At 65.4% G+C, this 22,642-nt stretch carries 16 protein-coding genes; all 16 read right to left on the reverse strand.

Features of this window, described 5'->3' with window-relative positions; translation table 11 throughout:
- Positions 1–5: 5 nt before the first annotated feature.
- The 16 genes from FEZ61_RS20555 to FEZ61_RS20630 all read right to left on the reverse strand — a co-directional run bounded on the left by FEZ61_RS20555 (position 6) and on the right by FEZ61_RS20630 (position 22,624).
- Entirely contained in the window at positions 6–788 is a 783-nt protein-coding gene (locus FEZ61_RS20555; RefSeq protein ID WP_017641012.1) for a sulfite exporter TauE/SafE family protein, read from the reverse strand.
- Positions 789–864: 76 nt separating this feature from the next.
- A complete protein-coding gene (gene ptsP / locus FEZ61_RS20560; RefSeq protein ID WP_017641013.1) occupies positions 865–3,144 on the reverse strand; it encodes a phosphoenolpyruvate--protein phosphotransferase in 2,280 nt (759 codons plus the stop codon).
- A gap of 111 nt (positions 3,145–3,255) precedes the next feature.
- Positions 3,256–3,729 (reverse strand): RNA pyrophosphohydrolase, encoded by a 474-nt coding sequence (locus FEZ61_RS20565; RefSeq protein ID WP_007161635.1) that lies wholly within the window; start codon positions 3,727–3,729, stop codon positions 3,256–3,258.
- Between the two features lie 191 nt (positions 3,730–3,920).
- Positions 3,921–5,444 (reverse strand): MFS transporter, encoded by a 1,524-nt coding sequence (locus FEZ61_RS20570; protein WP_173150267.1) that lies wholly within the window; start codon positions 5,442–5,444, stop codon positions 3,921–3,923.
- 113 nt (positions 5,445–5,557) lie between these two features.
- Entirely contained in the window at positions 5,558–6,571 is a 1,014-nt protein-coding gene (locus tag FEZ61_RS20575; protein WP_017641016.1) for an Ldh family oxidoreductase, read from the reverse strand.
- A 92-nt stretch (positions 6,572–6,663) separates the two neighbouring features.
- A complete protein-coding gene (gene hemE, locus FEZ61_RS20580) occupies positions 6,664–7,731 on the reverse strand; it encodes a uroporphyrinogen decarboxylase (protein ID WP_093254193.1) in 1,068 nt (355 codons plus the stop codon).
- A gap of 370 nt (positions 7,732–8,101) precedes the next feature.
- Positions 8,102–9,520 (reverse strand): FAD-dependent oxidoreductase, encoded by a 1,419-nt coding sequence (locus FEZ61_RS20585; protein ID WP_017641018.1) that lies wholly within the window; start codon positions 9,518–9,520, stop codon positions 8,102–8,104.
- Between the two features lie 90 nt (positions 9,521–9,610).
- Positions 9,611–14,059, reverse strand: a complete 4,449-nt coding sequence (gene gltB, locus FEZ61_RS20590) for a glutamate synthase large subunit (protein WP_064309266.1) — start codon at positions 14,057–14,059, stop codon at positions 9,611–9,613.
- Positions 14,060–14,275: 216 nt separating this feature from the next.
- The gene (locus tag FEZ61_RS20595; RefSeq protein ID WP_173150269.1) at positions 14,276–15,868 is read right to left on the reverse strand and encodes an AAA family ATPase; all 1,593 of its coding nucleotides are present in this window, start codon (positions 15,866–15,868) and stop codon (positions 14,276–14,278) included.
- An 18-nt stretch (positions 15,869–15,886) separates the two neighbouring features.
- Positions 15,887–16,981, reverse strand: coding sequence for a 3-dehydroquinate synthase (aroB, locus tag FEZ61_RS20600; protein ID WP_017641021.1), 1,095 nt, complete (start codon positions 16,979–16,981; stop codon positions 15,887–15,889).
- 52 nt (positions 16,982–17,033) lie between these two features.
- A complete protein-coding gene (gene aroK / locus FEZ61_RS20605) occupies positions 17,034–17,552 on the reverse strand; it encodes a shikimate kinase AroK (RefSeq protein WP_026083835.1) in 519 nt (172 codons plus the stop codon).
- A gap of 5 nt (positions 17,553–17,557) precedes the next feature.
- Positions 17,558–19,807 carry a type IV pilus secretin PilQ gene (pilQ, locus tag FEZ61_RS20610; RefSeq protein ID WP_173150271.1) on the reverse strand — a complete coding sequence of 750 codons (2,250 nt, stop codon included), beginning with the start codon at positions 19,805–19,807 and terminating at the stop codon, positions 17,558–17,560.
- Entirely contained in the window at positions 19,807–20,325 is a 519-nt protein-coding gene (locus FEZ61_RS20615; protein WP_026083837.1) for a pilus assembly protein PilP, read from the reverse strand. Before FEZ61_RS20615 ends, pilQ begins: the two co-directional genes overlap by 1 nt.
- Entirely contained in the window at positions 20,322–20,975 is a 654-nt protein-coding gene (pilO, locus tag FEZ61_RS20620) for a type 4a pilus biogenesis protein PilO (RefSeq protein ID WP_017641025.1), read from the reverse strand. Before pilO ends, FEZ61_RS20615 begins: the two co-directional genes overlap by 4 nt.
- Positions 20,972–21,559 (reverse strand): PilN domain-containing protein, encoded by a 588-nt coding sequence (locus tag FEZ61_RS20625; RefSeq protein ID WP_017641026.1) that lies wholly within the window; start codon positions 21,557–21,559, stop codon positions 20,972–20,974. The genes pilO and FEZ61_RS20625 overlap by 4 nt, the downstream gene beginning before the upstream one ends.
- Positions 21,560–22,624: a pilus assembly protein PilM gene (locus FEZ61_RS20630; protein WP_026083838.1), complete on the reverse strand. Its 1,065-nt coding sequence runs from the start codon at positions 22,622–22,624 to the stop codon at positions 21,560–21,562.
- Positions 22,625–22,642 lie beyond the last annotated feature (18 nt).

The following is a 22,642-nucleotide window of genomic DNA, read 5'->3' on the forward strand; positions in this document are numbered from 1 at the left end:
GGGGATCAGAGTAAGAAGTTGAGACCGACGCCGAACAGCAACAGGGCGAACAGGCGCTTGAGCAGCCGGGGCGACAGGCGATGGGCCAGTCGCGCACCGAAACGGGCCGAGAACATGCTGGTCAGGGCGATACCCAGCAAGGCCGGCAGATAGACATAGCCCAGGCTCCAGGCGGGCAGGCCCGGCTGCTGCCAGCCGACCAGGATGAAGGACAGCGCCCCGGACAGGGCAATGGGCAGGCCGCAGGCCGCCGAGGTGGCCACCGCCTGCGGCATGCTCAGGCTGCGCCAGATCAGGAAGGGGACGGTAAGCGAGCCGCCGCCGATGCCGAAGATGGCCGAGGCCCAGCCGATCACCACCCCGGCCACCGTCAGCGCCGGCTTGCCCGGCTCACCGGCCTGGGCCTTGGGGCGTAGGTCCAGCGCCAACTGGAGGGCGATCAGGATGGCGAAGGTGCCGATGATCTTCTGCAGCAGCGGGCCATGGATGGCGGCGGCGGTCAGGGCGCCCAGGGCGCTGCCGAAGACGATGCCCAGGGCCATCCAGGCGAATAGGCGCCAACGCACGGCGCCAAGCCGGTGATGGGCCCAGACGGAATTGAGCGAGGTGAAGACGATGGTGGCCAGCGAGGTACCCACCGCCAGGTGGGTGAGGATATCCGGATCAAGGCCCTGGGCGGTAAAGCTGTAGACCAGCACCGGCACGATGATCAGGCCGCCGCCAACCCCGAACAGACCGGCCAGCAGCCCGGCGCAGACGCCGAGCACCAGAAAGAGCAAGAGATCCATCATCACCTCGGGCGCAGGAGGCGGCATGGTACGCCGCTGCCTGCCCGGCGGGAAGCAGCCTTCCCGCCGGACACGCTCAGCTCTGGACGCTGGCCGCCGGGTTGATCACCCGACCCAGTCCGAGGTTGCGCAAGGCGAGATGCAGGGCGCTATGGATGACCTGGGGGTTGTCGATCTGGCGCATCTGTTGCACCAGTTCCCGGGCCTTTTCCAGGGTGACCTGACGCAGCAGCCATTTCACCTTGGGCAGGTTGGTGGCGTTCATCGACAGGGTATCGAAGCCCATGCCCATGAGCAGCACCGCCGCCGCCGGATCGCCGGCCATCTCGCCGCAGATGCTGACCGGCACCCCTTCGGCATGGGCGCCATCGACCACCTGTTGCAGCGCCTGCAGCACCGCCGGGTGGAAGTAGTCGTAGAGATCGGCCACCCGCGGATTGTTGCGATCCACCGCCAGCAGGTACTGGGTCAGGTCGTTGGAGCCTACCGAGATGAAGTCCACCTGGCGCGCCAGATCGCGGGCCTGGTAGACCGCCGAGGGCACCTCGACCATGACCCCCACCGGCGGCATGGGAATGTCGACACCTTCGTCACGCACCTCGCACCAGGCACGATGCAGCAGATGCTGGGATTCCTCCACCTCGTGCACACCGGAGATCATCGGCAGCATGATGCGCAGGTTGTTCAGGCCTTCGCTGGCCTTGAGCATGGCGCGGGTCTGCACCAGGAAGATTTCCGGATGATCCAGGGTGACGCGAATGCCGCGCCAGCCCAGGAAGGGGTTGTCTTCCTTGATCGGGAAATAGGACAGCGCCTTGTCGCCGCCAACGTCCAGGGTGCGCATGGTCACTGGCGCCGGATGGAAGGCCGCCAGCTGCTCGCGATAGATGGAGAGCTGCTCCTTCTCGCTGGGAAAGCGCTCATTGACCATGAAGGGGACTTCGGTGCGATACAGCCCGACCCCTTCGGCGCCCCGCTGCTGGGCGCGGGCCACGTCGGCCATCAGGCCGGTGTTGACCCACAGCGGCATGCGGTGGCCGTCGAGGGTCTCGCAGGGCAGGCTGCGCAGGGCGTCGAGGCCCTGGGTCAGCTGGCGTTCCTCTTCCACCACGTCGCCGTACTGCTTGATCAGCGTCGGCGAGGGGTTGGTGAAGATCTCGCCGTGGTAGCCGTCGACGATGAGGTCGATGCCGTCCACCTTGGAATACGGCAGGTCCACTGCGCCCATGACGGTGGGCACCCCCATGGCACGCGCCAGGATGGCGACGTGGGAGTTGCCCGAACCCAGCACCGAGATCAGGCCGACCAGGCGCCCCTCGGGCACCTCGCCGAGCATGGCCGGCGAGAGCTCCTCGCTGACCAAGATGGTGTTTTCCGGGTAGATCAGGCAGGCCTGGTGGGCCTGCTGCAGATAGGCCAGCAGCCGGCGCCCGAGGTCACGCACATCGGCGGCACGTTCGCGCAGATAGGCATCGTCCATCAGCTCGAAGCGCTGGACGTGCTCCATCACCACCTGGCGCAGGGCGCCCTGGGCCCACTGGCCGCTCTTGATGATGGTGGTCACCTCGTTACCGAGGGCGGCGTCGTCGAGCATCATCAGATAGACGTCGAACAGCGCCTGCTCTTCCTTGCGCAACTGGGTGGACAGCCGCTTGGACAGCGCCTTCATGTCCGCCCGCACGCCTTCCAGCGCCGAGCGGAACAACTGCAGCTCGGCGTCGATGTCGGTCACGGTCTTGTCCGGGACCACTTCCAGGTCGGCCGGTGGCAGGACCACCACCGCCTTGCCGACGCCGACCCCGGGCGCGCCGGGGATGCCGACGAAGCGGGCTTCCTGGATGCCCCTGCCCTGCCGATCCAGACCACGGATGGTCCCGGTGGCCTCGGCATGGGCGATCACCCCGGCGAGCTGGGCGCTCATGGTGACCAGGAAGGCTTCCTCGCCCTCGTCGAACTGACGGCGTTCCTTCTGCTGCACCACCAGCACGCCCATGACCCGACGGTGGTGGATGATGGGTGCACCGAGGAAAGACGCATAGCGTTCCTCACCGGTCTCGGCGAAATAGCGAAAGCGCGGGTGGCTGGCGGCGTCTTCGAGATTGAGCGGCTCTTCGCGGGTGCCGACCAGACCGACCAGGCCCTCGTTGGGGGCCATGCTGACCCGGCCGATGGACTTCTTGTTGAGGCCTTCGGTGGCCATCAGCACGAAACGGTTGGTGTCCGGATCCAGCAGATAGACGGAGCAGACCTGCGACTGCATGGCCGCGCGGACGCGCTGCACGATGATGGACAGTGCCGACCCCAGATCCTTGGCGGCATTGACCTCCTGGACGATCTTGCGCAGAACTGCAAGCATCTAGCGCCTCCGCAGCAGACGCCCGGCGGATCCGCCGGCGTGCATCACGTGTCGTTCATCCTGCATGACCACAGCTTCTCCTCACCTCTTTCGCACCGGCCGTACCGGCAATCAGGCCAGCAAGCGGGGTGCCAACTCCTTGAGCGCCCGCCGATAGACCTCTCGCTTGAAGGTCACCACCTGGCCCAGAGGGTACCAGTAGCTTACCCAGCGCCAGCCATCGAATTCCGGCTTGCCCGTCACATCCATCCGCACCCGCTGCTCTTCCGCGGTCAGCCGCAGCAGAAACCACTTCTGCTTCTGGCCGATGCACAGCGGACGGCTGTGGGTGCGCACCATGCGCTGCGGCAGACGATAGCGCAACCAGCCCCGGGTACAGGCCAGGATACGGACATCATCGGGGCTCAGCCCCACCTCTTCGTTGAGCTCCCGGTACAGCGCCTCTTCGGGCGTTTCCCGGTCATCGATCCCACCCTGGGGAAACTGCCAGGCATCCTGGTTGATGCGGCGAGCCCACAGTACTTGGCCGGCATCGTTGGCGAGAATGATGCCGACATTGGGGCGAAAACCATCAGCGTCGATCACGGCTGCCACCCTTGAAAAATATCGTTGCCCGCATTGTTCCACAAAGCCCGACAGCCCAGCAATGCAAGCTCCGGACCGACCGGGGCGCGGCCGACCGGCGCAGGCTCCCGGCAACCGCCGCGACCTGCAAAGGCCCGCATTATGGTGGTCGCCAGCTGAACGTCGGCTTAAGGGCGGGCAATCGTCGTGCGCTAGCGGAAATGCCGCTGTACGGCCATGTAGACCGCCAGCGCCAGACCGATCCAGCCGACCAGCCAGAAATAGTCGAGATAGCCCAGCACCTGACTCTGGCGGGTGACCAGACTGGAGATCTGCGCCAGGGCGCTGTCGGCGCCGGTGACCTGCCGATAGCGTTCGCCATAGGCCTGGTAGTTCTGCGCATAGGGATTGACCGCAACGCTGAGCACCGAGGCGTGGAAGGCGTCGCGCCACTGCAGGAAGACGTTGGACAGCACGATACCCATGGGCATGACCAGCTGCTGGGTCATGTTCTTGATCTGGTAGGCCTGGCTGAAATAGGCCGGCTCGACGCGCATGAAGGTGTACATGATGATCACCGCGAAGGTGCCGATCAGGTAGGTGCCATGCATCATCAGGCCCGGCACCAGCTGCTGATAGAGGGGCACGTCGGCGTGCTGGTGCACCATCCAGAAGCCGTAGCCGGCCAGCAGCAGATAGCCCGCCACCAGGTACTTGCGAAAACCGCCCCAGGGAAAGCGCTCGCGCAGCCGCACCGAGGTGATCATCAGCAAGGGTGCCAGGCCGCACAGCCAGCCCAGCGCCATGACGCCCCCGGCGGTATAGACCGGCAGCTGCAGACCGTTGACCACGTACTGGGGAATGATGAAGTTGTAGGCCCCGAGCAGGAAGTAATTGAGCATCATGAACAGCATGCCGGCGAGAAAGCCGGGGGTGATGGCGTGCTTGAAGTCCAGGGTCGGCCGTGCCAGGCCGCGCTCGTAATAGACGTAGAGCCCGAGGATGGCCGTGCCCAGCAGCAGCTCCAGGGCCAGCCACGGACCATCGCTGAAGAAATCGAAGGCCAGCCGCTGGGTGGTGGTGGTCAACAGCAGACTGCCACCCGCCAGCAGCACCATGGACAGCAGCGACGGCGCCCCGGAATTCTCCAGCGGATGGGAACGCCGCGGCAGCGACAGCCAGATGCAAATGGCCACCAGCGCGCAGGCCAGCGCCGGCACCATGAAGATGGCACGCCACTGATGGCCTTCCAGCAATTCCGCGGTGGTGAAGGACGCCAGCGCACCCCCCAGGGGCACGCCCGAGGCGAAGGCGCGGATCCCGGTCGGCAGCTGCGGACCGGAGAAATACATCTGCACCAGCACCCGCGCCCCGGCAAAGAAGGTAGCGGCGCCGGCGCCCATCAGGACGCGTCCGGCGATGAAGGTCGGCAGATCCGTGGCCACCAGGCAGCACACCTGGCCGACCAGATGGATGCCGACGGCGGTGAAGATCAGGTTGCGATAGCCCAGGCGCTGGGCGAACCACTGGTGCGGCGCGCTGGTGACGATGACGGCGACGCTGTAGCAGGCGGTCGCCAGGCTGTAGCTGCGCGGGTCGATGCCGAGGCCGCCATAGACATAGCGGTTGGCCAGGGCGATGGACAGGTTGTCGAGAAAGTACACCAGCACCATCAGGGTGATGCTCAGCAGCAACAGGCCGCGGTGATGGGGGCGATCGGTGTCGTCGGCGTACATGAAGACCCAGGGCTGGCACTAAGGGGGGGCCAGTCGTGGACCCTGCGTCTGGCACGGGGTTCAGAGGCCGCGTTGTCGCAGCCTCCTTCAGGTGATGCGCATCGCGTCCCGGCTCAGCCAGGTAGCAGGGCCCGGACGTCTGCTAGGAGTTCGTCCGGCACCTCCACCCAGCCACGGGTGGTATTGCGAGCCCGCGCCTGGTAGCGGCGCTGCGACGGCAGGCGGGCGCCCTGGGCCTCGATGCCGGCGAACAACTGCTCGGCGCGCTGCTGGTAGTCGCCTACCGCTGCGCCGAGAAAACGCTGGGGATCGAAGGCCAGGATGAGTTCGCCGTGATAAGGCAGTCCGCCCGCCCCGGCGTCGACCGCGGAAGATTCCGGGCTGGTGAGATCGCCGATCAGCGGTCCGGCGAGCAATTCGATCATGGCCGACAGCGCCGAGCCCTTGTGACCACCAAAGGTGAGCATGGCGCCCTCCTCCAGCACGGTGCGGGCATCGCTGCTGGGAGCGCCCTCGGCATCCACTCCCCAGCCTTCGGGCAGGGCCTTGCCGGCACGGCGGTGCAATTCGATTTCGCCGCGGGCCACGGCGCTGGTGGCGAAATCGAAGACGAAGGGTTGCCCTTCCGGTCGCGGCCAGCCAAAGGCGATGGGATTGGTACCGAACAGCGGGCGACGACCGCCGGCCGGGGCGACATAGGCCTGGGTCGGATTGCAGGCCAGGGCCACCAGGCCCCTGGCGGTGAGGGCTTCCATCTCCACCCAGAGCGCCGAGAAGTGCACGCAGTTGTTGATCGCCAGGGCCGCCAGGCCACAGGCGCGCGCCTTGGCTTCCAGCAGCGGCAGACCGGCGTGGAAGGCCAGCGGCGAGAAGCCACCCCCGGCATCGACCCGGACGATGGCCGGCGCCACGTCCTCGATGCGGGGTTCGGCATCCGGCACCACCTTGCCGGCCTTGAGCGTCTTGACGATGCCCAGCAGCCGATAGATGCCGTGGGAGGCACAGTCATCACGCTGGCCGGCCACCATCATGGCGGCGATGGCTGTACTCTGCGGTTGACTGAAACCCTGGGCCGCGAGCACCTCTTCGGCCAGGTGCTGCAGCTCTTCCGGGGTCATCTGGGCCATGGCGGCGCTCCATCGGGAAAACCCCGACTATGCCGCAACCAGCCACGGCCCGCTCGCTCGACTTGGGACCGGTCGTGCCGATCCCGGCACAGTCAGCCCTGGTGGTAGCGCCCCGACAACTCGTGCACGGCTTCGATGAAGGCGCCGGCGTGAGCCGGGTCCACCTCGGGAGTGATGCCGTGACCCAGGTTGAAGACGTGGCCGCTGCCCTGGCCATAGCTTTCCAGGATACGCCCCACCTCGGCGCGAATGGCCGCCGGCTTGGCGTAGAGCACGCTGGGATCCATGTTGCCCTGCAGGGCAACCTTGGCACCCACGCGGCGGCGCGCTTCGCCAATGTCGCAGGTCCAGTCCAGGCCCAGGGCCTCGGCGCCGCTGTCGGCCAGGCTTTCCAGCCAGAGACCGCCGTTCTTGGTGAAGAGGATCACCGGTACCTGTCGTCCTTCATGCTCGCGGATCAGCCCGGCGACGATCTTGCGCATATAGGCCAGGGAGAACTCCTGGTAGGCCGCGGCGGATAGGTTGCCGCCCCAGGTATCGAAGATCTGCACCGCCTGGGCGCCAGCACGAATCTGGCCGTTGAGGTAGGCGGTGACCGCCTGGGCCAGCTTATCCAGCAGCAGGTGCAGGGCCTCGGGGGTGTCGTAGAGCATGGCTTTGGCCTTGCGGAAATCCTTGCTGGAGCCGCCTTCGATCATGTAGGTGGCGAGGGTCCAGGGGCTGCCGGAAAAGCCGATCAGGGGTACTCGGCCGTCCAGCGCCGCGCGGATGGTGCGCACGGCGTCCATCACGTAGCCCAGGTCGGATTCGGCATCGGGGATCGGCAGCGCCTCGATGTCGGCCGGGGTATCGATCACCTTGCGAAAGCGCGGCCCCTCGCCGGTCTCGAAATAGAGGCCCTGGCCCATGGCATCGGGGATGGTGAGGATGTCGGAGAAGAGGATGGCCGCATCCAGGGGATAGCGCTCCAGCGGCTGCAAGGTCACCTCGCAGGCGAATTGCGGGTTCTTGCACAGACTCATGAAGTCACCGGCGCGGGCCCGGCTGGCGCGGTACTCGGGCAGGTAGCGCCCGGCCTGGCGCATCATCCACACCGGGGTGACGTCCACCGGCTGCTTGAGCAGGGCACGCAGGAAACGGTCGTTCTTCAGGGCAGTCATGGCGACATCCGGCAGCAAAAGTGCCGGCATTGTCGCAAAGCGGCTGGCAAAAGGCACGGCAGGGGGGCGTGCCTTTTGTCTATCGGGGTGATGGGGTACTCCGTAGGGTGACGGTGCAGCCTCGCCTATCGCCGGACGGTCATCCAGATGGAAAACGCTGTGCGGTTTTCAATCCTACGGCTCGGCGGGCTAATCGTGGCCATGCCGGTGCGCCGTAGCGACCGCTCCTACAGAGTGACGCTTTTCGTAGGAGCGGCCCATGGCCGCGATTGCTTGGCGGATACTGCACGAAGCCCCGTGCCGGCAGGATCCCACCCCAAAAAAAAGCCGACCGGCTTGCACCGGTCGGCTCTTGTCCAGCGGCCTGGCCTCAGACGCCCAGGTAGTCGAGGATGCCCTCGGCGGCGTTGCGGCCTTCGAAGATGGCGGTCACCACCAAGTCGGAGCCGCGCACCATGTCGCCACCGGCAAAGATCTTCGGGTTGCTGGTCTGGTGCTTGAACTCGTGCAACCCCGGCGCGACGACCCGGCCCTGGCTGTCGATGTCGATGCCGAATTGCTCGAACCAGGGCGCCGGACTCGGGCGGAAACCAAAGGCGATGACCACCGCATCGGCCGGCAGTATCTCTTCGGAACCGGGGATCGGCTCGGGGCTGCGGCGGCCACGGGCATCGGGTTCGCCCAGACGGGTTTCCACCACCTTGACGCCTTCCACCTTGTCTTCGCCGATGATGGCGATGGGCTGGCGGTTGAAGAGGAACTTCACGCCCTCTTCCTTGGCGTTCTTCACTTCCTTGCGCGAGCCCGGCATGTTGGCGGCGTCGCGGCGGTAGGCGCAAGTCACGCTCTTGGCACCCTGGCGGATGGAGGTGCGGTTGCAGTCCATGGCGGTGTCACCACCGCCCAGGACCACCACGCGCTTGCCCTTCATGTCGACGAAGTCGGCCGCATCCTTTTCAAAGCCCAGGTTGCGGTTGACGTTGGCCACCAGGAAATCCAGGGCGTCGTGAACGCCTGACAGGTCTTCGCCAGGGAAGCCGCCCTTCATGTAAGTGTAGGTACCCATGCCCAGGAAGACCGCATCGAATTCCTCGAGCAGCTGATCCATGGTCACGTCCTTGCCCACCTCGGTATTCAGACGGAATTCCACGCCCATGCCGCCGAAGACCTCGCGACGGCGACTGAGCACGGTCTTTTCCAGCTTGAATTCGGGGATGCCGAAGGTCAGCAGGCCACCGATCTCGGGATGCTTGTCGAACACCACCGGGGTCACGCCATTGCGTACCAGGATGTCGGCGCAACCCAGGCCGGCCGGACCGGCACCGATCACGGCGACCCGCTTGCCGGTGGGCTTTACCTTGGACATGTCCGGGCGCCAGCCCATGGCGAAGGCGGTGTCGGTGATGTACTTTTCCACCGAGCCGATGGTCACCGCGCCAAAGCCGTCGTTGAGGGTGCAGGCACCCTCGCAGAGCCGATCCTGCGGGCAGACGCGACCACAGACCTCGGGCAGGGTGTTGGTCTGGTGCGACAGTTCCGCCGCCGCCAGGATGTTGCCTTCGGACACCAGCTTGAGCCAGTTGGGAATGAAGTTGTGCACCGGGCACTTCCATTCGCAATAGGGGTTGCCGCAACCCAGGCAGCGATGCGCCTGCTCGGCGGCCTGCTGCGGCTTGAAGGGATCGTGGATCTCGACGAATTCCTTCTTGCGCTGGCGCAGCAGCTTCTTCTTCGGATCCTTGCGACCGACCTCGATGAACTGGAAGTCGTTGTTCAGACGTTCAGCCATTTCCAAACCTCTTGAAGCGACGCCCCTTCAGCAGGGCGCCACGAGCTATCACGGTGAAACCGGCGCCATGGGCAGCCGGCATCGAAGTCGTTATTCCGGACGGGCGCGGGTACTGACCAGCAGCGAGGCCAGGCTCGCGGCCTTGGGCTTCACCAGCCAGAACTTGCGCAGATAGTCGTCCAGGTTCTCATGGAGATGGCTGCCCCAGGCGCTGCCGGTCTCGCGCACGTATTCGGCCAGCACCCCTTCCAGGTGGCTGCGGTAGGCCTCCATGGCCTCGCTGTTGATGCGCTGGATCTCCACCAGTTCGTGGTTGACCCGGTCATAGAAGCCGTTGTCCAGGTCCAGCACATAGGCGAAGCCGCCGGTCATGCCCGAGCCGAAGTTGTAGCCGGTCTTGCCCAGGACGCAGACGAAGCCGCCGGTCATGTACTCGCAGCAGTGGTCGCCGGTACCTTCCACCACGGTGTGGGCCCCGGAGTTACGCACCCCGAAGCGTTCACCGGCGGTGCCAGCGGCGAACAGCTTGCCACCGGTGGCGCCATAGAGGCAGGTATTGCCGATGATGGCCGATTCCTGGCTCTTGAAGCCCGCGCCCTGGGGCGGGGTGATGACCAGCTTGCCGCCGGTCATGCCCTTGCCCACGTAGTCGTTGGCATCGCCTTCCAGATACATGTGCAGGCCGCCGGCGTTCCAGACGCCGAAGCTCTGGCCGGCGGTGCCCTTGAAGCGGAAGGTCAGCGGCGCCTTGACCATGCCCTGGTTGCCGTGACGCCGGGCGATTTCGCCGGAGACACGGGCACCGATGGAGCGGTCGCAGTTGCCGATACTGAGGCTGAAGTCACCGCCTTCGAGCTTTTCGATCCCGGGCAGCGACAGGCGCACCATTTCTTCGGCCAGCAGGCCCTGGTCGAACGGCGGGTTCTTTTCCACCTGGCAGTATTGCGGCTTCTCGGCCGGAATGTGATCGCTCCCCAGCAGCGGGGTGAGGTCCAGGTGCTGCTGCTTGGCGGTCTCGCCCGGCAGGATTTCCAGCAGATCGGTACGGCCGATCAGCTCACCCAGGCTGCGTACGCCCAGCCTGGCCAGCCACTCACGGGTTTCCTCGGCGATGAAGGTGAAGAAATTCATCACCATCTCCACCGTGCCGATGAAGTGTTCCTTGCGCAGCCGGTCGTTCTGGGTGGCGACGCCAGTGGCGCAGTTGTTCAGGTGGCAGATGCGCAGGTATTTGCAGCCCAGGGCGATCATCGGCGCGGTGCCGAAGCCAAAGCTCTCGGCGCCGAGGATGGCCGCCTTGATCACGTCCAGGCCGGTCTTCAGGCCGCCGTCGGTCTGCACCCGGACCTTGCCGCGCAGATCGTTACCGCGCAGGGTCTGGTGCGCCTCGGCCAGGCCTAGTTCCCAGGGCGAGCCGGCGTACTTGATGGAGGTCACCGGCGAAGCACCGGTACCGCCGTCGTAGCCGGAGATGGTGATGAGGTCGGCATAGGCCTTGGCCACACCGGCGGCCACGGTGCCTACGCCAGGCTCGGACACCAGCTTGACCGATACCAGCGCCTTGGGATTGACCTGCTTGAGGTCGAAGATCAGCTGCGACAGGTCTTCGATGGAATAGATGTCGTGGTGCGGCGGCGGCGAGATCAGGGTCACGCCGGGTACCGCATAGCGCAGCTTGGCGATCAGGCCGTTGACCTTGCCGCCGGGCAGCTGACCGCCCTCGCCCGGCTTGGCGCCCTGGGCCACCTTGATCTGCAAGACCTCGGCATTGACCAGGTACTCGGGAGTGACGCCGAAGCGGCCGGTGGCCACCTGCTTGATCTTGGAGCTCTTGATGGTGCCGTAGCGCGCCGGATCCTCACCGCCCTCACCGGAGTTGGAGCGGCCGCCCAGGCGGTTCATGGCCTCGGCCAGGGCCTCGTGGGCTTCCGGCGACAGGGCGCCCAGGGAGATCCCGGCAGCATCGAAGCGGGTGAAGATGTTGGCCAGCGGCTCGACCTCTTCCAGCGCCAGGGGCTGGTCGCTGGTCTTGACCTTGAGCAGGTCGCGGATCATCGCCACCGGGCGCTGGTCCACCAGCGCGGTGTATTCGCGGAACTTGGCGTAGTCGCCCTGCTGCACGGCGGCCTGCAGCAGATTGACCACGTCCGGGTTGTAGGCATGGTACTCACCGCCATAGACGAACTTGAGCAGGCCACCCGGCTGGATCGGCTTGCGGTTGTTCCAGGCTTCGCCGGCCAACAGCTTCTGTTCGGCTTCCAGGTCGACGAAGCGCGCGCCCTTGATGCGGCTGGTGACACCGGGGAAGCACAGGTCGGTGACTTCGTCCGCCAGGCCCACGGCCTCGAACAGCTGGGCGCCGCGATAGGAGGCGACGGTGGAGATGCCCATCTTGGAGATCACCTTGAGCAAGCCCTTGGTGATGCCCTTGCGGTAGTACTTGAACACCTCGTAGAGGTCGCCCAGCACCTCGCCGGTGCGGATCAGATCGCCCAGCACCTCATAGGCCAGGAACGGATAGACCGCGGTGGCGCCAAAGCCCAGCAGCACGGCGAAGTGGTGCGGATCACGGGCGGTGGCGGTCTCCACCAGGATGTTGCTGCTGGTACGCAGCCCCAGGTTGACCAGGTGGTGATGCACGGCGCCGGTGGCCAGCACCGCATGCACCGGCAGCTTGCCCGGTTCGATGTGGCGGTCGGTCAGCACCAACAGCACCTTGCCGGCGCGCACCGCTTCCTCGGCCTGCTCGACGATGTTGCGCAGCGCCGCCTCGAGCCCCATGGACTCGGGGTAATTGAGGTCGATCGTGACATGCTCGAAGCCGGGCTTGGGCATGTTGAGGATGGTCCGCCACTTGGCCGGCGAGATCACCGGGCTGCTCAGGATGGCGCGATCGGCGTGCTCGGCGGTTTCCTCGAAGACGTTGCGCTCGGCACCCAGGCAGGTCTCCAGGGACATGACGATGGACTCGCGCAGCGGGTCGATCGGCGGATTGGTGACCTGGGCGAATTGCTGGCGGAAGTAGTCGTAGGGCGAACGGATGCGCCGCGACAGCACCGCCATCGGGGTGTCGTCGCCCATGGAGCCCACGGCTTCCTGGCCCTGCTCGCCCAGCGGACGCAGCACCTGGTCACGCTCCTCGAAGGTGACCTGGAACATCTTCATGTACTGGCGCAGCTGATCCTGGTCGTAGAAGGCCGAACCGTGATCATGGTCGTCCAGGGTCGCCTGGATGCGCATGGCGTTCTTGCGCAGCCACTGCTTGTAGGGATGGCGCGCCTTGAGACGATTGTCGATGTCGTCGGTCTGCAGCACCTCGCCGGTCTCGGTGTCCACGGCCAGGATCTGGCCCGGGCCGACCCGGCCCTTGGCAATGACGTCGTCGGGCTGGTAGTTCCAGACGCCTACTTCCGAAGCCAGGGTGATGTAGCCGTTCTTGGTGGTCACCCAGCGCGCCGGGCGCAGGCCGTTGCGGTCGAGCAGGCAGACCGCGTAGCGGCCTTCGGTCAGCACCACGCCGGCCGGACCGTCCCAGGGCTCCATGTGCATGGAGTTGAATTCATAGAAGGCGCGCAGATCGGCGTCCATGGTCTCGACGTTCTGCCAGGCCGGCGGAATGATCATGCGCACGGCGCGGAACAGGTCCATGCCGCCGGTCACCAGCAGCTCCAGCATGTTGTCCATGCTGGAGGAGTCGGAACCGACGCGGTTGACCAGCGGACCGAGCTGGTCGAGATCCGGGATCAGTTCGTTGACGAACTTGGTCCGCCGCGCCTGGGCCCAGTTGCGGTTGCCGGTGATGGTGTTGATCTCGCCGTTGTGGGCGAGATAGCGGAAGGGCTGCGCCAGCGGCCACTTCGGCAGGGTGTTGGTGGAGAAGCGCTGGTGGAACACGCAGATGGCGGTAGCCAGGCGCGGATCGCCGAGATCCGGATAGAAGGCGGCGAGATCCGCCGGCATCATCAGGCCCTTGTAGACGATGACGCGGGACGACAGGCTGCAGATGTAGTGCTCGGCGTCTTCGGCGTTGCGCACCGAGGAGCGGCGGCGGGCGGAGAACAGCTTGACCCCGAACTGCTGGTCGTCGAGACCCGGACCGGCGACGAACACCTGCTCGATGCGGGGCAGTCGCGCCAGGGCAAGCTCGCCCAGTACCGAGGTGTCGATGGGCACCTTGCGCCAGCCGACCAGGGTCAGACCAGCGGCCTCGATCTCCAGGTTCATGTTGGCGCGGGCCTGTTCGGCGCGGGCCTCGTCCTGGTTGAAGAACACCACGCCCGCGGCGTACTGCTCGGGCAACTCGGCGCCGAACTGCTCCTGGGCGATGGCGCGCAGGAAGGCGTCCGGCTTCTGCATGAGCAGACCGCAACCGTCACCGGTCTTGCCGTCTGCGTTGATACCGCCCCGGTGGGTCATGCAGGTCAGGGCTTCGATGGCCGTTTCCAGCAGGTCATGGCTGGGCTCGCCCTGCATATGGGCGATCAGGCCGAAGCCGCAGTTGTCCTTGAAGCTATCGGGATTGAACAGGCCTGCTTTCATAGCGCTCTCACCGGCAATCAGGTTATTGCGAAGGCATCACAAAACGGTCCGCTTATTTGAACTTTTTTCGGACAGTCAAAGGCTGACCAGTGTAGCGAAAAAATCGCTTACGACAAACACTGATGACACCTGATGAAAATTCGATGACGCAAAAAAGAAAGCCCCGGCATCACTCTCGTGATAGCACCGGGGCTTTCTTTGCGTAGCAGGCAAGAATCAGCGACTGGTGGCGATGTCCTGCTGGATGCTGGCGAAGGTCCGCGGCCAGGGTTTGCTGGCCTGCACCTTGGCTGGCAACTGCTTGACCGCCGCTTCGGCCGCTGCCCGATTGGCGAAGTTGCCGTAGGTCACCACATAGAGCGCCTTGCCCTGGTAGCTCTTCTTGAAATAGCGGAAGTTGCCACTGTCGGCCTGGGCGGCGATGAAGTCCTGCGCCGCCTTCTCGGTGCTGGTACCCACCACCTGCAAGGCGTACTTGCTGCCCGCCTGGCTGCCGTACCAACCCGCCGCTGCGCTGCCAGCATGAGCGGGCGCTGCAGCCGGGGCCGGCTTGGCCGGTGCCGGGGTAGGCGCAGGCGCGGTATGCCGGGGCGCCGGAGCCGCCACTGCCGGAGCGCTGGGCGCCGGAGTACGCGCCGGCGTGCGGCTGGGCAGTTCGTCCTCGTCACTGATGGGTGGGGCATCGGTGGTCACGGTCGGCGGCACGCCGCCCGCACCCATGTCGTTGCCCGCGGCGGTACCCGCCTGACGACCGCCCGCCGCTTCCGCCAGGGGTTCACGGATGACCGGCTGCGACTCACCCACCAGCGGCAGGGGCAGCGGCTTGGAAGAGCCGTCGAACTGGATGGGCGCACCCTGGGCGTCCTTACCGGCAGAGGCGGTGTTCTGGCCACCCATGGGTAGGTCCTGTCCGGCCGTGCCGGTGGCCGGGGTCTCACTCTTGCCGCCCTTGAGCGACAGCGCCGCGGCGCCTACCGCCAGCACCACCACCCCGAGAATGACCAGGTGCTTGCGCGGCAGGGCCGCCAGCAGATTGCGCGAGCCTTTCACCGGTGCCGCGGCCTTCTTGCGCCGGGCGCTCATGCCGGCCACCAGCACATCCCGGGCTTCTTCGTTGAGCCGACCGGGCCAGCCGCCGGAGCGCTCGTGGATGGTCGCGAGCTGCTCGTCGGTAAAGATCTCCAGGCCCTGGCCGGCACCTTCCAGGCGCTGGGCCAGGTACTCCTCGGCCTCGCTCTCGCTGTAGGGCAGCAACTCGATGGCGTGATAGCGCTCTTCGCCCTGGACAATGTCCTCCAGGCGCATCACCACTTCCGCTTCGCCGAACAGGAAGACGTGCAGGCGCTCCTTTTCGCTGCCCCCGGCCAGCTCCAGCAGAGCTTCCAGCGCGGGAGTGGCCAGGGCCTCGGCGTCATCCACCAGGATGTAGACCTCCTGCCCCGCCAGGCGCACTTCCGCCGCCTGCACGAGAATGGCCGCCGGCGTCTGGCTGTCGGCGCCAACGCCCTTGGCGACCTGGGCCAGCACGGTGCGGGCGTCACCGCCGTTCTGCGCGGAAATCACCACGCAGTGCACGGCCTCCTTCTTGGTACTGGCCGCCAGCGCCTGGCGCAGCAGCGTCTTGCCACTGCCCTCGGGACCACTGACCACCAGCAGCAGCTGGCTGTAGCGGGCCAGGTGATGCAACTGGCCCAGCACCGGCTTGCGCTGGGCCGGAAAGAATTTGAAACCGGGAACGCGGGCGGCGAACGGGTCGTGAGTGAACTGATAGTGACCGAGGAAGGCTTCGTCGGCGTGCAGATTGGACATGGGACTCTCTTGTTCTCCTTACTGGGCGGTCAGCGCTTGGTAATCGGTACGCAGCGTCTGCTCGAGAATGTCGCGGGCGAAGTCGGCGGTCACCACGGCCTGGCCCAGGTCACTGAGCAGTACCAGCCGGAGTTGTCCATCCAGGACCTTCTTGTCCACCGCCATGAGGCGTTCGAAATCGGCCGGCTGCATGTCCGCCGGCGGTACCACGGGCAGCTTGGCCTTAACCAGCAGGCGAATGGCGCGGTCGCGTTGCGCGGCACTGAGCCAGCCCAGCAGCAGGGACATCTGCAGCGCCATGACCATGCCGGCGGCAACCGCCTCGCCGTGCAGCCAGACGCCATAGCCCTGGTGGGTCTCGATGGCGTGACCGAAGGTATGGCCGAGGTTGAGGATCGCCCGCAGACCCGACTCGCGCTCGTCGCTGCCCACCACTTGGGCCTTGGCCGCGCAGGAGCGCTCGATGGCTTCGGTGAGTGCGCTTTGATCCAGTGCCAGCAGCGCCTCGACATGCTCTTCGAGCCAGCCGAGGAAGGGCTCGTCGCAGATCAGGCCGTACTTGATGACCTCGGCCAGACCCGCCGAGAGTTCGCGCGCCGGCAGGGTCGCCAGGCTGTCGGTATCGATGACCACGGCCTTGGGCTGGTAGAAGGCGCCGATCATGTTCTTGCCCAGCGGGTGGTTGATGCCGGTCTTGCCGCCCACCGAGGAATCGACCTGGGACAGCAGCGTGGTCGGCACCTGGATGAAGTCCACTCCGCGCTGATAGCAGGCCGCGGCGAAACCGCCCATGTCGCCGATCACCCCGCCGCCCAAGGCGATGAGGGTGGTCTTGCGATCATGGCGATCCTGCAGCAGGCCGTCGAAGATCAGCTGCAGGGTCTCCCAGTTCTTGTGCGCCTCGCCATCGGGCAGCACGATCGAACTGACCGGGCGATCGCCCAGGGTGCGCAGCAGACGCTCCAGATAGAGCGGCGCGATGGTTTCGTTGGTGACGATCGCCACCTTGCGCCCGGCGAGATGGGGCAGGACGCATTCCGGTCGATCCAGAAGGCCCTGGCCGATGTAGATCGGGTAGCTGCGCTCACCGAGCTCGACGTGAAGAGTCCGCATGCCGTCACCTTGATTCAAAGGGCGCCTAGCATAGCGCAGAACGCTCGCGGCTTTAATGCGGTGCCAGGGCTTTCAGACGGTCGAGTATCTGCAGCACGACCATCCGGGGTGGCCGCTCGTCGGTCTCGATGATGATGTCGGCGATCTCCCGATACAGCGGATCGCGCATGGCCATGAGATTGCGCAGCACCGCCGCGGGATCGGCGGTCTGCAGCAGCGGTCGATTGCGATCCCGGGAGGTGCGCTCGATCTGCTGCTCGATGGAGGCATGCAGGTAGATGACCCGCCCGCCACGCTTGAGCGCCTGACGATTGTCTTCGCGCAGCACGGCACCCCCGCCGGTAGCCATCACCAGGCCGTTCTCCGCGCACAGCTCAGCGATCGCGGCGCGTTCGCGCTCGCGAAAGCCCTGCTCGCCTTCCACATCGAAGATCCAGGGGATGTCGGCACCGGTACGTTCTTCGATTACCTTGTCGGAATCCTTGAACGGCAGCCGCAATTCCTTCGCCAGGAGCCGGCCGATGGTGCTCTTGCCCGAGCCCATCGGTCCTACGAGAAACAGATTACGCACTTATGTCATCGACCAACCGCTATCGCCTGGTTGTTCATGATACGCGGCGTGAGGAAGATCAGCAGCTCGACTTTGCTGTCGGTGACCGAATCCCGGCGGAACAGCCGGCCGACATAGGGGATATCCCCCAGCATCGGCACCTTGGTGGTGGACTTGGTCTGGGTGTTGGAGAACACCCCGCCCAGCACGATGGTCTCGCCATCGCTCACCAGGACCTTGGCATTGACCTCGTTCTTGCTGATCGGCGGCACGCCATTGAGCGCATTCTGGTAGTCAGGGGCATCCTTGTTGACCTTGACCTCCATGATGATGCGGTTGTCCGGGGTGATCTGCGGCGTGACCTCCAGCGACAGCGCGGCCTGCTTGAAGCTGGTGCTGGTGGCACCGCTGGAACTGGCTTCCTGGTAGGGAATCTCGGTACCGCGCAGGATCTTGGCGGTTTCTTTGTCCGAGGTCACTACCTTGGGCTGGGAGATGATCTCGCCATTGCCGCTGGATTGCAGAGCGGACAGCTGCAGGTCGAGCATCTGACCACCAGCCATGAAACCGATGCCGATGCCCGAAGTGCTGCCGGAGACGCCCATGTCCACGAAGGGCGTGGGCGCGAGGCCAGTGGCGGCGGTGACGTTACCGATGGTGCTGGTTCCAGGCAGGAAAGCCTGGTTAGTGGTGCTATCAACGGTCGTCGCGCCATCCTTGCCATAGACTGAGAAATTGCCCTGGCGAGTATTGCCGCCCCAGCGCACGCCCAGCTGCTTGCTGTAGTCGACATTGGCTTCCACCAGCCGCGCCTCGATCATCACCTGACGTACCGGGATGTCCAGCTGCGAGACGATGCGCCGCAGTTCGTCCAGGCGATTCTGGGTCTGGTAGGCGATGATGCTGTTGGTACGCTCGTCCACCGAGATGGAGCCACGCTCGTCGGCGGTCTTGTCGGCACTGGTCACCGACTGGAACAGCTTGGCGATGTCGGCGGCCTTGGCATAGTTGACCTGGATCAGGTCGCGCCGCAGGGGAGCGAGCTGCTGGATCTGTTTCTGGGATTCCAGCTCCTGGCGCTCACGCGCAGCGATCTCGTCGGCCGGCGCGACCAGCAGCACGTTGCCGATCTGGCGCTTGTCCAGGCCCTTGGTCTTGAGGATCAAGTCCAGCGCCTGATCCCAGGGTACGTTCTGCAGGCGCAGGGTGATGTTGCCCTGCACGGTGTCGCTCGCCACCAGGTTGAGGTTGGTGAAGTCGGCGATCAGCTGCAGCACCGAACGGACGTCGATGTCCTGGAAGTTCAGCGACAGCTTTTCGCCGGTGTAGGTAAAGCGATCGGCTGCGCGCTTTTCCTTTTCCTCGGTGGTGAGCGGCTTGACGCTCAGGGTCAGGCGATTGTTGGTCTGGTAGGCCAGGTAGTCGTAGGTCCCGGTCGGTTCGATGACGATGGAGGCGCCACCGCTGTCAGCCGAGGCGTTGACGAATTGCACTGGGGTAGCGAAGTCCTTGACGTCCAGCCGTACCCGCAACTCCTCAGGCAACTGAGTGCCGGCGAAGGTCAGGCGGATCTTGCCGCCCTGCTCCTGGATGTCCGGGTTGATGCCGGTCTCGCTCAGGTCGATGACCACGTTGCCCTCGCCCTGGGGACCCCGCTGGAAGTCGAGATGACGGATCGCCTTACCGCGCAGTTGCGGCCGCGGCGCGGTCATGGCCGCCACGGTGGAAGTGGCCTGAGTCGGCGGCAGTGGCGTGCGGGTGACGGCGCTGGGCAGCGGGGCGGACGACGGCGCGGTCACGGTGGCCGGCGCCGCGGCGCGCGGCAGGTTCGGCGTCAGGTTGGCCTGGGCGCCGGCCGCCTGGCGACCCGCGGTACCGCCGATGGTGACGAACAGGTTGCGACCGTCGGCACGGGTGTCGTAGCTGGCCAGATTGGTGAGGTTGATGATCAGCCGGGTCCGGTTGCCCGCCTCGACCACCGTCACGCTGCGGGCATTGCCATTGCCCAGCTCGCGGCTCTTGGTACCCAGCTTGTTGGCCACGCCGGGCAGGTCCAGAGCGATCCGCGCCGGCTGCTCGATGGTGTAGCCCTTGGGGATCGGCACCGGCTGATCGAAGGTCAGCTTGAGTTCGATGCGATCCCCGGGCAGGGAGGCGACGTTCAAGGCCTGCAGATCGGCGGCCAGGACCTGGCCGGCCAGGCTACCCAGCAACAAGGCCAATCCCAGTCCCAGCCGTCTTGCGCTATTCGTCTTCACTGTACTTGCCCCGCCCATTAAGTCTTTTCCTTCAAGGTGATGGTGCGCGGCCGTTCCAGCCAGCCACCCTCGCCATCCGGGACGATTTCGATCACGTCGATCTCACCGTCGGTGATCTTGGTGATGCGCCCGTCATTGCGGCCCAGGTAGTCCCCCACCTTGACGCGATGTACGCCCCCGGCGCCGTTGACCAGCGCATAGCGGCCACTGGCGTTGGCCAGGATGCCCACCATGCTGAAGGTCTCGATGTTGAAGCCTTCGAGAAACTGCTTCGGCCGATTCACGTCCGGCTTGATGTTGCCGGTCCCGCGCTGGCGCACCGTGGGGTCGATGCGTACCGGCGCCTGGAAGGGGCTGCGCAGCGCCGCAGCGGCATAGGTGAAGGGTTCGTAGGCGCGGAACTGCGGCAGCGGCTCGATGGAACCGCGCGGCTTGGCGCGGGTTTCGTCCATGAAGGCCTGCAGATCGCTGGTATCGCTGGAACCGCAGCCGACCAGCACGCCGGTCAGCAGGCAGAGCAACAGAGGCGTCCTCATTTGCCGAGCCCCTTGTCGTTGTAGCGATAGGTCTTGGCCAGGACGTTCATGCGCAACTTGCCACCGGTCCCGGATACCGTGCCGCCGCCATTGGCGTTTCGGTCATCCACCGGCTTGAGGTCGAAGTCGTGCAGGGTGACGATGCGCGGCAGGCTGGAGACGCTGCTGACGAAGGTCGCCAGGTCATGATAATTGCCCACCACGGTGATCTGGATCGGCAACTCGACATAGAACTGCTGGGTCACCTCGGGCAGGAGCTTGATCTGCTCGAACTCCAGACCACTGCCCAGACCGGTGCGGGTGATGTCTTCCAGCAGCGCCGGCACTTCGGTATCGCCGGGCAGTTGCCGCAGCAGCGCGCCGAAGGACTCTTCCATCTCGACCATCTGCTGCTTGTAGGCATCCAGATTGGCGGCCTGGAAGGCCTTGCTGGCGTATTGCTGCTTGAGGGTTTCTTCCTGAGTGCGCTGGCTGTCCAGCTGCGCCTGCATGTCGCTGAGATGGAACTGATAGCCGAGCAGGAGCACCACCAGCACGATCAGCAGGCAGGCGATGACCTTGACCGGCTTGGGCCAGGAACCGAGGTTCTCCAGGCTGAGTTCGTTGATGTCGACCTTGCGCAGGCTGGCCAGGGAATCGGCGAGACTCATGGTTTGCCTCCCTTGGCGAGCGGGGCCGGAGCAGGAGCGCCGGGCTGGGTCTGCTTGACGGTGAGCTGGAAGGTGTTGGCCTGATCCACCGCCCCGGCGGTGGTGGCCTTCACCTCGATCAGCGTAGGCGAAGCGAACCAGTCGGAGGCGTCCAGATTACGCATCAGGTTGGAGACCCGGTTGTTGGATTCCGCCTCGCCGCTGATGGACAGGGTGTCGCCCTGCATCTTCAGCTCGCGGAAGTACACGCCGTCCGGCAGGGTGCGCACCAGTTGATCGAAGACGTGGCCGATGACCGGGCGGTTGCCCTGCAGGTCCTGGATGATCTTCATCCGTGCCAGCAGTTGCTGGCGCCGGGTCTTGAGCTCGCTGATCTCCTTGATGCGCACGTCCAGCTGGGCGATGTTCTGCTGGATGAAGGCATTGCGCGCCTCCTGACGGGCGATCTCGCCGGACAGGTACTGATCCCCGAGAAACACAGCGCCGCACGAGAGCACGAAGATGCCGCCCAGGATCACCAGGAACTGCTTGCGCCTTTCTTCGCGCAGCTGCTCCCGCCAGGGCAAGAGGTTGATGCGGGCCATCTAGTCGAAACTCCTCATGGCCAGGCCGCAGGCGATCATCAGCGCCGGGGCGTCACCCGCCAGGGCCGCCGCATTGACCTTGTTGCTGACGGTCATGTCGGCGAAGGGATTGGCCAGGACCGTGGGGGTGCCGATTTTCTGCTGGATCAAGCGGTCGAGTCCGGAAATTGACGCGGTTCCTCCAGCAAGCAAGATGTAGTCCACATCATTGTATTGCCCGGCGGCGAAAAAGAACTGCAGCGAGCGCGCCACCTGCTGCACCACCGCCTCGCGGAAGGGCGTCAGTACCTCGCTCTGGTAGTCGTCAGGCAGGCCACCCTGCTTCTTGGCCAGACCGGCCTCCTCCACCGACAGGCCGTAGCGGCGCTGGATCTCTTCGGTGAGCTGGCGGCCGCCAAACAGCTGCTCGCGGGTGTAGATGGTCTTGCCGTTGTGCAGCACGCTCAGGGTGGTCATGGTGGCGCCAATGTCGACCACCGCCACGGTCAGGTCGTCGACATGGCCGCCGAGCTGATTGGCCAGCAACTGGTAGGCACGCTCCAGGGCATAGGCCTCGACGTCGACCACCTTGGCCGAGACGCCGGCCAGCGCCAGGGCCGCTTCGCGGACCTCGACGTTTTCCTTCCGGCAAGCGGCCAGCAGCACCTCGACGCGCTCGGCGTTGCGTGGCGACGGCCCCTGCACCTCGAAGTCGATGGCGACCTCGTCCAGCGGATAGGGAATGTACTGGTCAGCTTCCAGCTTGATCTGGTTTTCCAGCTCGTCGTCGGTGAGGCCGGCATCCATCTCGATGGTCTTGGCGATCACCGCCGAGCCAGAGACAGCCACGGCGGCGCTGCGCGCGGAACTGCGCGCCTTGACCAGCACCCTGCCGATGGCGAGGCCCACGCCCTCCAGCTCGGCGATGTTCTTTTCCACCACGGCATTGGCCGGCAGAGGTTCGACCGCATAGGCTTCCACCCGGTAGCGCCCGCCTGCACGGCTCAACTCGATGAGTTTCACGGATGTCGAACTGACGTCGATACCCAGCAGCGTATTCGCCTTCTTTCTGAATAGCCCTAGCACATCAGTTCCCTATGAGCG

This window comes from Pseudomonas sp. MS15a(2019), from assembly GCF_013277805.1.
Taxonomy (GTDB): domain Bacteria; phylum Pseudomonadota; class Gammaproteobacteria; order Pseudomonadales; family Pseudomonadaceae; genus Chryseomonas; species Chryseomonas benzopyrenica.

What these genes read in the sequence shown, in the direction of transcription:
- FEZ61_RS20555 (WP_017641012.1), bottom strand. Translation starts at nt 788, where the DNA reads ATGGATCTCTTGCTCTTTCTGGTGCTCGGCGTCTGCGCCGGGCTGCTG.
- ptsP (WP_017641013.1), bottom strand. Translation starts at nt 3,144, where the DNA reads ATGCTTGCAGTTCTGCGCAAGATCGTCCAGGAGGTCAATGCCGCCAAG.
- FEZ61_RS20570 (WP_173150267.1), bottom strand. Translation starts at nt 5,444, where the DNA reads ATGTACGCCGACGACACCGATCGCCCCCATCACCGCGGCCTGTTGCTG.
- FEZ61_RS20575 (WP_017641016.1), bottom strand. Translation starts at nt 6,571, where the DNA reads ATGGCCCAGATGACCCCGGAAGAGCTGCAGCACCTGGCCGAAGAGGTG.
- hemE (WP_093254193.1), bottom strand. Translation starts at nt 7,731, where the DNA reads ATGACTGCCCTGAAGAACGACCGTTTCCTGCGTGCCCTGCTCAAGCAG.
- FEZ61_RS20585 (WP_017641018.1), bottom strand. Translation starts at nt 9,520, where the DNA reads ATGGCTGAACGTCTGAACAACGACTTCCAGTTCATCGAGGTCGGTCGC.
- gltB (WP_064309266.1), bottom strand. Translation starts at nt 14,059, where the DNA reads ATGAAAGCAGGCCTGTTCAATCCCGATAGCTTCAAGGACAACTGCGGC.
- FEZ61_RS20595 (WP_173150269.1), bottom strand. Translation starts at nt 15,868, where the DNA reads ATGTCCAATCTGCACGCCGACGAAGCCTTCCTCGGTCACTATCAGTTC.
- aroB (WP_017641021.1), bottom strand. Translation starts at nt 16,981, where the DNA reads ATGCGGACTCTTCACGTCGAGCTCGGTGAGCGCAGCTACCCGATCTAC.
- pilQ (WP_173150271.1), bottom strand. Translation starts at nt 19,807, where the DNA reads ATGGGCGGGGCAAGTACAGTGAAGACGAATAGCGCAAGACGGCTGGGA.
- FEZ61_RS20615 (WP_026083837.1), bottom strand. Translation starts at nt 20,325, where the DNA reads ATGAGGACGCCTCTGTTGCTCTGCCTGCTGACCGGCGTGCTGGTCGGC.
- pilO (WP_017641025.1), bottom strand. Translation starts at nt 20,975, where the DNA reads ATGAGTCTCGCCGATTCCCTGGCCAGCCTGCGCAAGGTCGACATCAAC.
- FEZ61_RS20625 (WP_017641026.1), bottom strand. Translation starts at nt 21,559, where the DNA reads ATGGCCCGCATCAACCTCTTGCCCTGGCGGGAGCAGCTGCGCGAAGAA.